The sequence below is a fragment of the Acidaminococcus sp. HCP3S3_H5 genome (assembly GCF_052122235.1).
GTDB lineage: Bacteria > Bacillota > Negativicutes > Acidaminococcales > Acidaminococcaceae > Acidaminococcus.
The window spans coordinates 105,142-119,325 of sequence record NZ_JBQKCS010000002.1 but is presented as its reverse complement, the minus strand read 5'-3'; the positions used below and the strand labels follow the sequence as shown (position 1 = coordinate 119,325).

At 57.2% G+C, this 14,184-nt stretch carries 10 protein-coding genes; all 10 read left to right on the top strand.

Annotated elements, in window-relative coordinates; genetic code table 11:
- The first annotated feature begins 55 nt into the window (after nt 1–55).
- On the top strand, nt 56–1,684 hold the full coding sequence (locus ACTQY5_RS03010) for a hypothetical protein (protein ID WP_441368795.1): 1,629 nt from the start codon (nt 56–58) through the stop codon (nt 1,682–1,684).
- Between the two features lie 107 nt (nt 1,685–1,791).
- Complete coding sequence (locus tag ACTQY5_RS03005; RefSeq protein WP_022486788.1) at nt 1,792–2,946, top strand: efflux RND transporter periplasmic adaptor subunit; 1,155 nt, start codon at nt 1,792–1,794, stop codon at nt 2,944–2,946.
- Between the two features lie 14 nt (nt 2,947–2,960).
- Nucleotides 2,961–6,110: an efflux RND transporter permease subunit gene (locus tag ACTQY5_RS03000; protein WP_022486789.1), complete on the top strand. Its 3,150-nt coding sequence runs from the start codon at nt 2,961–2,963 to the stop codon at nt 6,108–6,110.
- 172 nt (nt 6,111–6,282) lie between these two features.
- A complete protein-coding gene (locus ACTQY5_RS02995; protein WP_022486790.1) occupies nt 6,283–8,040 on the top strand; it encodes an ABC transporter ATP-binding protein/permease in 1,758 nt (585 codons plus the stop codon).
- Nucleotides 8,041–8,059: 19 nt separating this feature from the next.
- Nucleotides 8,060–9,421, top strand: a complete 1,362-nt coding sequence (locus ACTQY5_RS02990; RefSeq protein WP_022486791.1) for an alanine/glycine:cation symporter family protein — start codon at nt 8,060–8,062, stop codon at nt 9,419–9,421.
- 133 nt (nt 9,422–9,554) lie between these two features.
- Complete coding sequence (locus ACTQY5_RS02985) at nt 9,555–10,736, top strand: FprA family A-type flavoprotein (RefSeq protein WP_022486792.1); 1,182 nt, start codon at nt 9,555–9,557, stop codon at nt 10,734–10,736.
- A 111-nt stretch (nt 10,737–10,847) separates the two neighbouring features.
- Nucleotides 10,848–11,600, top strand: coding sequence for a 23S rRNA (guanosine(2251)-2'-O)-methyltransferase RlmB (rlmB, locus tag ACTQY5_RS02980; RefSeq protein WP_022486793.1), 753 nt, complete (start codon nt 10,848–10,850; stop codon nt 11,598–11,600).
- A 102-nt stretch (nt 11,601–11,702) separates the two neighbouring features.
- Complete coding sequence (sigH, locus tag ACTQY5_RS02975) at nt 11,703–12,437, top strand: RNA polymerase sporulation sigma factor SigH (protein ID WP_022486794.1); 735 nt, start codon at nt 11,703–11,705, stop codon at nt 12,435–12,437.
- A gap of 118 nt (nt 12,438–12,555) precedes the next feature.
- Nucleotides 12,556–13,017 carry a BREX-3 system P-loop-containing protein BrxF gene (gene brxF / locus ACTQY5_RS02970; protein WP_022486795.1) on the top strand — a complete coding sequence of 154 codons (462 nt, stop codon included), beginning with the start codon at nt 12,556–12,558 and terminating at the stop codon, nt 13,015–13,017.
- A gap of 23 nt (nt 13,018–13,040) precedes the next feature.
- Nucleotides 13,041–14,159: a 6-phosphofructokinase gene (locus tag ACTQY5_RS02965; RefSeq protein ID WP_441368794.1), complete on the top strand. Its 1,119-nt coding sequence runs from the start codon at nt 13,041–13,043 to the stop codon at nt 14,157–14,159.
- The last annotated feature ends 25 nt before the right edge of the window (nt 14,160–14,184 follow it).

Sequence of the window (14,184 nt, the reverse complement as noted above, 5' to 3'; positions counted from 1 at the left end):
ACCTATAGTATAATGAACTATAAAACATGATGGAAAGGGTAAGTGTGGGTGGACCATGGAACAACCAATCGGGAAAAAAATCATACTCAGCCTGGCCCTGGCAGGAAGTCTCTGCCTGCCGGTACTGGCAGATGCAGCAGCACCGGTGCATGACCTGCGGACTTTTGCTCAGACAGACGGAACGGAACCGGCTGCCGGCTCCGGAGAAACGGCTCTGGCTGACAAAAAGGGACCGGCCAAGACCGGAACCCAAAAGCCGGGGATGGAAGCAGCCGGGAAGGACAGTGTCAATCCGGTCCAAAAAGCCGATGATCTGCGTCGGACCCGAGAAGTGGACTTTTCCCTCCAGCGGGGTCAGCTGCTCAGCGAAGCCATCGGGGATATTGACGGAGATGGCGTGGAGGAAGTGGTGGATCTTATGGGGAATCCCCTGGTGGATAAATCCAGCTACATGGGGGATATGTACCTGATCGTCCGGGAAACCGGCGCTGCCGGGGCCAACCGGGTGAAATACTACTACCGGCCTCAGAACCTGGGAGGCTACAATGCCTACCTGACCCTTGCGGATGTGACTGGAGACGGGTATCCGGACGTGATCATTGCTGCGCCCAGCGGCGGCTCCGGCGGGATGGTCTCCTACCGGATCCTGGATGTGATCGACGGGAAGCTCCAGGAGGTGTTCGGCCAGGAAGAGAACCGGGGGGTGTCCATGGTGGGCACTTATCTGCCGGATTACCGGGCCAGCCTGTCCTTCCCGGATCTGAAACAGGACATGGTGCTGGATCTTTCCGGGGAGAAGGACGCCTACCGGAACCTGAACGTGTACAATGAGGACGGCAGCCTGAAAGAATCCGGCCTGCGGCCCTATATCCAGAACCTGAGTCAGCTCAGTGCCCTGGACGTGAACGGGGACGGGGTGGATGAAGTGATCACTATCCAGAAGGTGCTGGGGGTGCTGAACGCGGAACCCCTGGGCTATGTACGGACTGTGTGGGAATACCGGGCCGGAGGCTGGGAACCCAGGAACGTGGGGTTCCAGGCGGAGCTGTACACCAAACCCACCTATACCAGCGGAGACAAGGTCACCGGGGAAAGCGGCTACGAAATCGTTTCCCTGAAGGTGCCGGCGGAAAACGGGGCGGTGGAATATCCCCACTTCCAGAAGCTGGATGGGAAACTGGCCTGGAAACTGAACCATGGCATCGAATCCTTTGTCCGGAATCAGCTGAAGAACGTGTCCATCGGCACCCGGCTGAACCTGGATTATGATGTGAAATACAGCGGCCGGCACTATGCCAGCATTATGGTCCTGGGGCTCCTGACGGAACGGGACAAGAGCCAGGCCATTACCCGGTGCTGGAACTTCAATATGGATACCGGAGAGGAAGTGGCCCTGAAGGACATGATCCGGCCCTGGGGAAAATTCTGGCGGATGGTGGAAAAGGAAACAGCCGCCGGCGGACTGCTGCTGAAGCCGGAAGACGTGACTGGCTATTACTTCGATGGAGAGGCTCTGGGCCTTTTGTACGGGGACCAGAAGGAATACGATCTGGAGGCGGAAAAGGTCCTGCCGTTCCTGACGAAAAACCGTCCCGGGGAAGTATTTTTGACTAGCCAGTCAAATGAAGAAAACGTGAAAAAAGAAGTAAAAAACGTAGAAAATAAAGAAAAAACCTCTAAATAACAGGTTTGAATCTGGAAATTGCATACGATATAATATACAAGGTTTTCTATAACTGTTTCACGATTGCAGTACATGCCCGCAAGGGCAGGATTTTAGGAGGATTGTCCATGTTAGGAAAGAAAAAAGCGATATCCATCGGGATGGCTCTCCTTCTGCTGGTAGGCGTTGCCGGCTGCGGCAGCAAGACCACACCGGCGGCGGGAGACGTGGCTGTAAAGTCCATGAAGGTCATCAAGCGGGATACCCCCATTACCTATGATTACACCGGCTTCGTGGAAGCGGCCAATGACGTGCAGATCAAGAGCAAGGTCACCGGTACCATTGTCCAGAAACTGGTGAACGGCGGGGATTATGTGGAAGCCGGTCAGCTGCTCTATGTAATCGACCCCCGGAACTATCAGAATTCCGTGCTGAATGCCCAGGCCAATTTGGCCAATGCCCAGGCCACTCTGGCCAATGCCCAGCGGGATGCCGCCCGGTACCAGACCCTGTATGAACAGGGGGCTGTAAGCAAACAGACCGCGGACCAGTACAACACCCAGCTGGCTCAGGCCCAGGCTGCCGTGGATGCCCAGTCTGCCATCCTGGCTTCTTCCCAGGTGGATGTAAGTGATACCCAGATCGTGGCTCCTTTCTCCGGGAAGATCGATACCAATCCTCTGGCGGAAGGTTCTTTCGTAACGGCCAACTCCACGGTGCTCACCACCATTTCCGGCAGTGATCCCATGCGGGTGCGGTTCTCCGTATCCCAGGCGGATTACCTGGATATCATGAAAGGGAACACCAACAACGGCACCAAGCTCCAGAACGTGACCATGAAGCTCAGCGACGGCACCACCTATCCGGAAAAAGGTTCCGTGACCCAGGTGGACCGGGGCGTCAGCGACACCACCGGTACCCTGACCCTGAAGGCGGAGTTCCAGAATCCCAACGGGGTGCTGCTGCCCGGTATGTTCGCCAACATTTCCGTGGTGGGTTCCACGGTGCCCAACGCCATCCTGGTGCCTCAGCGGGCTGTCACCGACGTGATGTATAAGCATTTCGTCTATGTGATCAACAGCGACAACACCGTCAGCATGAAGGAAGTCCAGCTGGGGGCCCGGATCGGGAAACTGTGGCTGGTGAAGAGCGGTCTGGACGGTACGGAAACCGTTGTGGTGGAAGGGGTCCAGAAGCTGAAGGAAGGCGCCAAAGTCAACGCTTCCCCTATGACGGAAGCGGATCTGGATACCACCGACACGACCCAGACCAGCGGGAAGTAAGGAGGTAAAGTAGAGTGGCAAAGTATTTCATTGATCACCCTGTATTTGCCTGCGTCATAGCCATCATCATCACTCTGGTGGGAATCATTTCCGCCTACAACCTGCCTATTGCCCAGTATCCCCAGATCTCCAATCCCCGGATCAGTGTGCGGACCAACTATGTGGGGGCCAGTGCGGAGGTTGTGGAACAGTCTGTGGCCCAGGCCATTGAAAAGCAGGTCAACGGGGTGGACAGCATGGTGGATATGAACTCCACCAGTGACAACCAGGGCAACTACACCCTGGACGTAAAGTTCGAACTGGGGACGGATCCGGATATGGACTCCGTCAAGGTGCAGAATCGGGTAGCCCAGGCTTCTGCTTCTCTGCCCAGTGAAGTAAGCACCTACGGGGTCACCACCAAGAAGGAATCGGCGGAAACCATCATGTATTTCGCCCTGACTTCCCCCAACGGCACTTATGACACCCTGTTCATGAAAACCTATGGGGCCACCCAGTTCGTGGATGCCCTGAAGCGTGTGAAAGGGGTATCTGAAGTCAGCGAATATGGACCGGAACTGTCCATGCGGGTATGGCTGGATCCCATGAAAATGGCCCAGCTGGGCGTGACGGCGGCAGATGTAAAGAATGCCATTGCCAGCCAGAACGTCCAGGCACCTGCTGGGAGCATCGGGGCCCGGCCCAATGAGGCGGATCAGGAATTCCAGTATTCCGCCCGTGTGAAAGGCCGTCTCTCCACTGCGGATGAATTCGGCAACATCATCATCAAGAACAGCAGCGGGAATCTGCTCCGGGTAAAAGATGTGGCCCGGGTGGAATTCGGTCCCCGTGACGACAGCGTTACCTCCAAACTGGACGGAAAGAACGCCATGAACTACGCCATCAGCCTGAACACCGACGCCAACGCCCTGGAATCCGTGGCAGAAGTGAAGAAGGTGCTGGCGGAGGCGGAAAAGAACTTCCCGCCGGATCTGAAACTGACCATCGTACAGGACAACACCGAATATGTACGGGAATCCCTGAAGGAAGTGGTGGTCACCCTGGTGGAAACCCTGGTACTGGTGGTGCTGATCACCTGGGTGTTCCTGCAAAGCTGGCGGGCCACCCTGGTTCCTACCCTGGCCATCCCGGTTTCTCTGTTGGGAACTTTCGGGTCCTTCATCATTTTTGACTTTACCATCAATACACTGACACTGTTCGCCCTGGTGCTGGCCATCGGGATCGTGGTGGACGACGCCATCGTAGTGGTGGAAGCCGTGGAACACAATGTGGATGCCCTGGGGATGGATCCCAAGGAAGCCACCTACAACGCCATGCGGGAAGTATCCGGAGCCATTGTGGCCACTGCCTTCGTACTGCTGGCCGTGTTCCTGCCCGTAGCCTTCCTGAGCGGGATCACCGGGGTACTGTACAAACAGTTCGCCCTGAGTATCGTGGTGGCTCTAAGTATCTCCGCCGTAGTGGCCATGTCTTTGAGCCCCGCCGTGTGCGCCATGGTGATCAAACCCAAGGATCCCAACGGCAGCAAAGGATTCCTGGGCAAAATGTTCGGCTATTTCAACCGGTGGTTGGAACGGACCACCGGCAAATACGTAAAGAACGTGAAACGGCTGCTCCGGCATTTCAAACTGGGGCTGGTGGGACTGGCCATCGTCTTTGTGCTGATCGGCATGTTCTTCAAGCTGATCCCTTCCTCCTACCTGCCTGATGAAGACCAGAGCTTTGCCATGATGACGGCTTCTTTGCCGGAAGCGGCTTCCACCAACCGGACCACCAAAGTCACCAATGAAATGGTGGAAGAGATCCGGAAGATCCCCGGGGTGAAACATGTACTGCAAATCGTGGGCATCGATGTACTGTCCATGGGCAGAAAGCCCAATGCGGCCATCATACCGGTAAAACTGGATGATATCCAGAACCGGACCACGGAGGATACGAGTGTATTCAGCGTCCTGAAAAAGCTGAACATGATGGGTGCCCAGAACCCGGCGGCCACTTCCATGGCCTTCAACCAGGCCGTACTCCCCGGTCTGTCCAACACCGGGAGCCTGAGCCTGTACATCATGGATACCACCGGCCATGACACCAACACCATGGCCAAAGATGTGCAGACCATCCTGGGCAAGCTTCGGCAGCGTCCGGAACTGGCCACCATCTACACCACCTTTACCGATAATACTCCGGCCCTCCAGTTCGATGTGGACCGGGCCAAGGCGGAAAGCCTGAACGTGCCGGTATCCAGCGTATTCACCGCCCTCCAGGCCAACCTGGGCGGCAGCGAAGTCAACGACTTCAACCTGCTGGGCAAGACCTGGAAAGTGGTCATCCAGGCTGATCCCAAATACAGAGGGGATGTAAAGAGCTTCTCCAACCTGTATGTGGCCAGCACCACCGGGTCCCTGGTGCCTCTGAGCGCTTTGGTAACCAGCAAGGAAATTCCGGCTGCCCCAGTTATCACCCGGTTCAACGGGGCCCGTGGGGCCAAGATCGCCGGGTCTCCGGCCACCAACGTGTCCACCGGTCAGGCCATTGCCGCCATCGAAAGCGTGCTGAACAGCGAACTGCCCAGTGGGTATACCTACCAGTGGACGGACCAGAGCCGGGACGAAAAAGCCGCCGGGAACTCTTCCTTCATGATGTTCGGGATCTCCTTGGTGTTCGTGTACCTGTGTCTGTCCGCCCTGTATGAAAGCTGGACCCTGCCTCTGGGCATCATCTTCGCGGTGCCTTCCGCCGTTATGGGCGCTGTAGGCTTCCAGTTCCTCCGGGGGCTCACCAGTGATATCTACATGCAGATCGGGCTGATCGTGCTGATCGGGCTGTCCGCCAAGAACGCCATCCTGATCGTGGAATACGCCAAGATGAGAGTGGACGACGGCTGGGCTGTCATGCCCGCTCTGGTGGATACGGTTACGGTCCGTCTCCGTCCTATCCTGATGACTGCCTTCTCCACGGTCATCGGGGCTGTGCCTCTGGCCTGGGCCAGCGGCGCCGGTGCCGGCAGCCGTACCTCCATCGGTACCGCCATCATCGGCGGCATGATGGCTTCCACCTTCCTGAGCCTGTTCCTGGTGCCGGTCCTGTTCCTCACCATCGAAAAGGTCTTCCATCCCAAGGTGCCTGTAGGCTCCGTGGATGATCCGATTCCGGAAGAAAAGAAATAACGTGGTAAAGGACTGCTGCATTGCAGCAGTCCTTTACTGTCAATAGTCAATCGACAATTGAAAAGGGGCTGTTGCGTATGCAGCAGCCCCTTTTTTCTCCAAAAATCTTTGCTTTTTTTCATTGGAACGGATATAATAGTTTTTATTCTTGATTGTGTAAGGTGAAGGACACGTGAAACAAACAAATGGTACGAAAAAACTGCTCATTCAGGTTTGGCACCTGACCCGCAGCTATTGGAAAAGTGAAGAAAAGAAAAAAGCCTACGCCTTACTGCTGGCCATCCTGGTGCTGACCCTGGCGGTGGTGGCCATGCTGGTGCTGCTGAACCAGTGGAACAACGCTTTCTACACCGCACTCCAGAACTACCAGACAGAAGAAATCTTCCACCAGCTGAAGCGGTTCACTGTGCTGGCTTTTATCTATATCATCCTGGCCGTTTATGCCTACTACCTCCAGCAGGTGCTGGTGCTGAACTGGCGGCGCTGGCTCACCAACCGGTACATCGACCGGTGGCTCCAGCACCGGACCTATTACCGGCTGGAAATGTTCGGGAAGGAAATGGACAACCCGGACCAGCGGATCAGTGAGGACGTGAATCTGTTTGTCACCAAGACCCTGGGGTTCTTTGTGGGGATCGTGAAGGCCCTGTGCACCCTGGTTTCCTTTGTGGTGATCCTGTGGCAGCTGTCCGGTCCCTTTTCCTTTGCCTTTTTGGGCCGTACCTGGCACATTGCCGGGTATATGGTCTGGGTGGCGGTGGCTTACGCCTCTGTGGGAACCTGGCTCACCCACCGGGTGGGCCACAAGCTGGTGGCCCTGAACTTCTTCCAGCAGCGCCGGGAGGCGGATTTCCGGTTCAGCATGATGCGTATGCGGGAAAATGCGGAAAGCGTGGCATTCTATCAGGGAGAACAGCTGGAAGGGAAAGTGTTCAAGAAACGCTTCGCCCTGCTGCTGGACAACTTCTGGAAAATCGTCCTGAAGCAGAAACAGCTGGTGTGGCTGAATTCCGGCTATTCCCAGATTGCCATCATCTTTCCTTTTGTAGTGGCCATTCCCCGGTTCCTGCGCCGGGAACTGACCCTGGGGGGCCTGATGCAGGTGGCCACGGCCTTTGGCCGGGTCCAGGATTCCCTGTCCTACTTTGTGGACATGTACGCTTCCCTGGCGGAATGGCAGGCGGTGGTGGACCGGCTCACGGGGTTTGAGGAAGACATGGTCCGGGTCCAGGAAGCCGGCAGCCAGAGCCATGTGGAACGGGTGGAAAGCACCGGCGGCGCTGTCCGTCTGGAGCCTCTGGAAGTGGACCTGCCCAACGGACAGCCCATCCTGAAACCTCTGGACCTGACCCTGGAGCCGGGCACCAATGTGCTGATCAAGGGCATCAGCGGCAGCGGGAAAAGCACTCTGCTCCGGGCCCTGGCGGGGATCTGGCCCTTTGCCCGGGGAAAGGTAGCCCTGCCGCCCCAGGATCAGCTGATGTTCATTCCCCAGCGGCCCTATCTGCCCTTGGGGACTCTCCGGGATGCGGTGCTGTATCCCGGCACCCGGGAATTTTCCGACGAAACCCTGAAGGAGGCCCTGGAACAGTGCCGGATCGGGTATCTGACAGTCCATCTCCAGGAAGAAGGGGACTGGTCCCATGTGTTCTCCATCGGGGAACAGCAGCGGCTGGCCTTTGCCCGGGCCCTGCTTTATCAGCCCCGGTGGCTGTTCCTGGATGAATCCACTTCCGCCCTGGATGAGGAAACGGAAGGGGCCCTGTACCGGACCCTGGGAGAAAAGCTGCCTGGGACCACCCTGGTCAGCGTTGGACACAGAAGCACGCTGCTCCGCTATCACCAGCGGGTGCTGGCTTTGGATAAAGAAACACATACAGCTTCTCTGGAAAGTGCGGAGAAGTGGGAAGAGCGCCTGCGGGCTCAATGAAAAAGGGGGAAGTTTGTTTATGAGTATTGCGTTGCTGAATCAGATCGACAGCTTTGTCTGGGGACCGCCCTTGCTGGTCCTGTTGGTGGGGACCGGGATTTTCCTCAGCTTCCGGCTGGGTTTCCTGCAGATTTTCCGTCTGCCCCGTTCCCTGAAACTGATCTTTTCCGCGGAAAACCAGGGAGAAGGGGACATCGATTCCTTCAAGGCCCTGTGCACCGCCCTGGCTGCCACTGTGGGCACCGGGAACATTGTAGGGGTGGCTACGGCCATCAAAGCCGGGGGGCCGGGGGCCATCCTGTGGATGTGGATCGCCGCCTTCTTCGGCATGGCCACCAAATATGCGGAAGGCTGCCTGGCAGTGAAATACCGGACCGTGGATGACAAGGGACAGATTTCCGGGGGCCCCATGTACTACATTGAAAACGGGCTGGGCCGGGCCTACCGGCCTCTGGCCATTGCTTTCGCCTTCTTCGGGGTACTGGTGGCCTATTTCGGCATCGGGACCTTTGCCCAGGTGAACTCCATTGTCCAGATCACCCAGCTGAATGCCGGGATCCCGGTGGAATACACCGCCGTGGTGCTCACCATCCTGGTGGCGGCCATTACTCTGGGAGGCCTTCAGAGCATTGCCAAGACCGCATCCAAGGTGGTGCCGGCCATGGCTGTAATCTACATGGCTTCTACCCTGGGCTTCCTGGTGATCTTTGCGGACAAAGTGCCGGGGGCCATTGCGGAAGTGTTCTATGATGCCTTCCATCCCACGGCGGCAGTAGGGGGCTTCCTGGGAGCCAGCGTGCTGTTCGCCATGCGGAACGGGGTGGCCCGTGGGGTATTCTCCAACGAATCCGGCCTGGGGAGCGCTCCCATTGTGGCCGCTGCTGCCAAGACCAAATGGCCGGCGGAACAGGGAATGGTTTCCATGACCGGTACCTTTATCGACACCATTATCATCTGCACCATGACCGGTTTGGTGGTGGTGATCAGCGGTCTGTGGAAAACGGATCTGAACGGAGCCGCACTGACCAATGCGGCGTTCCTCCAGGCTTATCCCCACTTCGGGGGCTACATGCTCATGGTGGGGCTGGTGCTCTTTGCCTTCACCACCATCCTGGGCTGGAACTACTACGGAGAACGGTGCATGGAATACCTGGTGGGGGTCAAAGGGATCATGCCCTACCGGGTGGGCTTCATCCTGCTGGTGGGCTGCGGGGCCTTCCTGAAACTGGAATCCATCTGGATCCTGGCAGATATCGTAAACGGCCTTATGGCCATCCCCAACCTGATCGCCCTTCTGGGCCTGTCCGGTGTGGTGGTGTCCGAGACCCGGAAGTATATGGAGCATGTGAAAGAGGAAAAGAAGAATGGTTCTGCTGCCTGAGCAGCAGAACCATTGACCATTGACAAAACGGAAGTCTCTCTGGGACTTCCGTTTTTCAAATTGTCATGGAAAGAAGAAAATAGTATAATGATAGGGCGAAAAAGGAACTGTTATTTTTGAAAGGAGATTCAACATGAAAGCTCGTACTATTGTCAATGATATATACGAAGTGGGGATCCGGGACTGGACCCTCCATGACTTCCACGGCTTTGCCACTCCCCGGGGGGTCACCTACAACTCCTTCCTGATCATGGATGAAAAAATCTGCCTGATCGACGGGGTGAAGGCTCCCTTCGCCGGGGAACAGCTGAGCAACATCCGGACCATTGTGGATCCGGAAAAAATCGACTACATTGTAGTGAACCATGTGGAACCGGACCATTCCGGAAGCCTGCCGGCTCTGGCCCGGGCCTGCCCCAATGCCACCTTCCTGATCACGGTCCAGGGGGCCAATGAACTGAAAGAACATTACGGGGATATCTTCAAGACCCAGATCGTGAAAAAAGGGGATACCGTAAGCCTGGGCAAACGGACCCTGGCCTTCCAGCCCATTCCCATGCTCCACTGGCCGGATTCCATGGTCACCTACTGCCCGGAAGAACAGATCCTGTTCTCCAGCGATGCCTTCGGGCAGCACTACTGCTGCAGCAAGCTGTTCGATGACGAAACCGAAGTGGAAAACATGTTCTTCGAAGCCCAGAAATACTTCGCCAACATCCTGATGCCCTACCGGAAACTGGTACCCAATACGGTGAAACTGGTCCGGAGCCTGCCTCTCAAGATGATCTGCAGCTGCCACGGCTGCATCTGGCGCTCCCACATCGACGACATCCTGAGCCGGTACGAATCCTGGGGCAAGGGTGAAACCGTGGACCGGGTACTGGTGGTATTCGACACCATGTGGGGCGGCACCGCCGCCATGGCCCGGGCCATGATCAAAGGCATCGAAAAGCAGGGAATGCGGGTGAAGCTGTACCGGTATGAAAGCAGCCTGAAGGCGGATATCGTCAGCGACCTGCTCACCGCCAAAGGGATCCTGATCGGTTCTCCCACCCAGAATTCCGGCATGATGCCCACCATCGGCGGGTTCCTTACTTACCTGAAGGGCCTGAAACCCACTGGCAAGAAGGCCGCTGCCTTCGGGACCTACGGCTGGGCCGGCGGTGCGGAAAAGGATATGGAAGCCATGATCAAGGAGTCCGGCATGGAACTGCTGCCCGGGTACAATGTGAAATGGCGTCCGCTGCCTGCTGAACTGGAAGCGGCAGAACAGTACGGCTACGACTTTGCGGAAAAAGTCAGCAAGGGAGAATAAAATCTGCCGGAACCAGCGGACCGGATGCCAAAAGGCGGAAGGCGCTGACCGGGACAACGGGAAAGGGGTTGTCGCAGCTGCGGCAGCCCTTCCCTTGTATCAGGAGGAACCATGGAAGATTTCATTGTGGGACGGAATGCGGTGCGGGAAGCCCTGCGCAGCGGCCGGCCCTTCAACAAAGTGCTGATCCAGGAAGGCAGCCACGGGGGCAGTCTCAGCGAGATCCTGGAACTGGCTCAGGAACGGAAGATCCCGGTGGAAAAGGTGACCCGGGAAGCCCTGGACCGAATTTCCGACGGGGTCCGTCACCAGGGGGTGGCGGCCCAGGGGGCGCCGGTGGCCTTCCAGGATCTGGATACGGTGCTGGCCCGGGTGGAAAGCCGGGGAGAAGTGCCCCTGCTGCTGCTCCTGGATGAACTCCAGGATCCCCAGAATGTGGGAGCCCTGATCCGGACCGCCAATGCGGCTGGGGTCCACGGGGTGCTGCTGCCCCAGCGCCGGAGCTGCCCTCTCAACGGAGTGGTGGCCAAGATTTCTGCCGGTGCCATTGAATATGTGCCGGTGATCCAGATCGGCAATATTGCCCAGACCATGAAGCAGCTGAAAAAGCGGGGCTTCTGGATCGCCGGGGCGGATATGGACGGGGAATCCCAGTATTTCGACGCCAACCTTACCGGCCCCATGGTGCTGGTGGTGGGGGCGGAAGGCAAGGGCCTGGGCCGTCTGGTGAAAGAAAACTGTGACTTCATCGTCCGCATCCCCATGCTGGGGCAGGTGTCCAGCCTGAATGCCTCTGTGGCAGGCGGGATCCTGCTCTATGACATTGTCCGGCAGCGGATCCTGGAAGGGCGGAAGAAGCCGTGAAGGGTGCAGAGTAAAGAGCACAGAGGCTGAGGCAGGCGGCATGCAGCCCCTCGGTCTCAACATCAGAAGGAGCACAAAACACACCAGAGGGGGCGTGAACTGTTGCAGGAAGAACTGCGGAAAGTCTATGACACCCTGTCCGACGAGGAGCTGATCCAGCTGATCCAGGACCGGGATGACCGGCAGGCTCAGGAGTATCTGCTGGACAAGTACAAGGAATTCATCCGGATCCGGGCCAGCCGGTATTTTCTGGTGGGGGCGGAAAAGGAGGACATCATCCAAGAAGGGATGATCGGCCTTTTCAAGGCCATACGGGATTACCGGCCGGGAAAGCAGGCTTCCTTCAAGGTCTTTGCGGAAGTCTGCGTGAACCGGCAGATCATTTCTGCCATCAAAAGCGCCACCCGGCAGAAACATCGGCCTCTCAACTGTTATGTGTCCCTGGACAAGCCGGTGTTTGAGGAAGGCAAGGAACGGACCCTGTTGGACATGCTGGGGGGAAGTCACGGAGTGGATCCGGAAAATCTGCTGGTGGACCAGGAAGCCTTCAATGACATTGAGCGGAACGTCAGTGCCATGCTCAGCAGTCTGGAATGGCAGGCCCTGTGCAAATACCTGGAAAGCAAAAGCTACCAGGAGATTGCCCGGGAACTCCAGCGGAGCACCAAATCCATTGACAACGCTCTTCAGCGGGTAAAACGGAAACTGGAAAAATATCTGGCCAGCCGGAACCATGAACTGGACCTGATGACACTGAACAAGGGACTTTTGATTATGGCAGCCAAGGAACATCTCCGGACCAGCCATAACAAGAATGATAGAATTGAAACAATCTGACAATTCGCTGGCCGGTGAAAAGAAGAAAAAAACTCTTTTGCAGGAATTCTCTTTTCTCACGGCGAATAACATGGTATAAACAGCGGAAAATCCATGCATCTAAGGGAGGGCGATACACATGAGTCAAATGGAAGAATTTCTGAAACAGGTGGAAGCCGTACAGGCAAAGGATGAAAAGGTCCTGGTCGTTACCGGGAAACCCGGCAGCGGCAAAAGCAAACTGCTCCGGGAAGCGGCGGAAGCCAAAGGCTGGGATTATGTGGATACCCGGCTTTTGATCACCGAAGAATTCCTGAAGCTGCTGCCCAGTGAACGGAAGGAAAAAGCTCCGGAAATGCTGACGGAAGAACTGTCCGGCCACCGGGGAGATGTGATCCTGCTGGACCGGGTGCAGACGCTGTTCGTTCCCGTGTTCCACATTGATCCCAAGAGCGTCATCGATGCCCTGGGGAAAGCCTATACGGTAGTGCTGGCCTGGCCCGGTTATGTAAACGACGGGCTGCTGTGCTATGACAAGTTCGACGGCACGGAATCCATCCGGATCTCCGCCGCGGACTATACGGTGTGGGAAGTGGAATAACAGCCAGGAAAGGGTGAAGTCCAATGCAGGAAAAGAAAAGGGGAACCCTGGCGGTCCTTACCGGCGGAGGTGACTGCCCGGGCCTGAACGCCGTGATCCGGGCCGTGGTAAAGACGGCCATCCATCATGGATTTGAGATCTACGGCATTTCCAATGGCTTCCACGGGCTGATCTGCAACGACATGAAGCTGATGGGCCTGGAAGATGTTTCCGGGATCCTGCCCCGGGGCGGGACCATCTTGGGAACCACCAACCGGGACAATCCCTTCCATTATGCCGCCGGAGAAGATGAAAAAGGCAATGTGATCTATGAAGACCGGCGGGAAGATGTGGTCCGGAACCTGAAAGACCACGGCATCGGCTGTCTCATCGTCATCGGCGGGGACGGCAGCCTGAAGATCGCCTATGATCTCCACCGGTTCTGCGGGGTGAACGTAGTGGGGGTCCCCAAGACCATCGACAACGATCTGCCCTGCACGGAACGGACCTTCGGCTTCGATACGGCCATGGCCATGGCCACGGAAGCCCTGGACCGGCTCCATACCACGGCGGAATCCCATCACCGGGTGATGGTGCTGGAAGTCATGGGCCGGTATGCAGGCTGGATCGCCCTCCATTCCGGGATAGCCGGGGGAGCGGATGTGATCCTGATCCCGGAAATCCCCTATGACCTGGATGCGGTGATCCGGAAAATCCGCCGGCGCCAGCAGAATGGGAAGAAATTCAGCATCATCACTGTGGCGGAAGGGGCCAAACCCATCGGGGGCCAGCTGACCATTGCCCGGATGGTGAAGGAAAGCTTCGAACCCATCCGGCTGGGTGGCATCGGGGAAAAACTGGCCCGGGAAATCGAAGAGAAAACCGGCATCGAATCCCGGTGCACGGTTCTGGGCTACCTCCAGCGGGGAGGTTCTCCCACCGCTTACGACCGGGTGCTTTCCACCCGGTACGGGGCAGCGGCTGTGGAAGCCTGTCTGGATGAGGAATACAATGTGATGGTTTCCCTCCAGGCCAATGCCATCGTCCGGGTGCCCATCGCCCAGGCGGCGTCCAAACCCCATCAGGTGCCGGTGGATTCGGACATCGTCCGGACCGGCCGGGAACTGGGGATTTCTTTCGGAGACGAAAAACTGGAAGACTGAATAATAGAAACAAAGAAAAAAGAGA

Coding starts and splice junctions, on each gene's coding strand:
- brxF (WP_022486795.1), top strand. CDS start 12,556: ATGAGTCAAATGGAAGAATTTCTGAAACAGGTGGAAGCCGTACAGGCA.
- rlmB (WP_022486793.1), top strand. CDS start 10,848: ATGGAAGATTTCATTGTGGGACGGAATGCGGTGCGGGAAGCCCTGCGC.
- ACTQY5_RS02965 (WP_441368794.1), top strand. CDS start 13,041: ATGCAGGAAAAGAAAAGGGGAACCCTGGCGGTCCTTACCGGCGGAGGT.
- ACTQY5_RS02990 (WP_022486791.1), top strand. CDS start 8,060: ATGAGTATTGCGTTGCTGAATCAGATCGACAGCTTTGTCTGGGGACCG.
- ACTQY5_RS03010 (WP_441368795.1), top strand. CDS start 56: ATGGAACAACCAATCGGGAAAAAAATCATACTCAGCCTGGCCCTGGCA.
- ACTQY5_RS02985 (WP_022486792.1), top strand. CDS start 9,555: ATGAAAGCTCGTACTATTGTCAATGATATATACGAAGTGGGGATCCGG.
- ACTQY5_RS03005 (WP_022486788.1), top strand. CDS start 1,792: ATGTTAGGAAAGAAAAAAGCGATATCCATCGGGATGGCTCTCCTTCTG.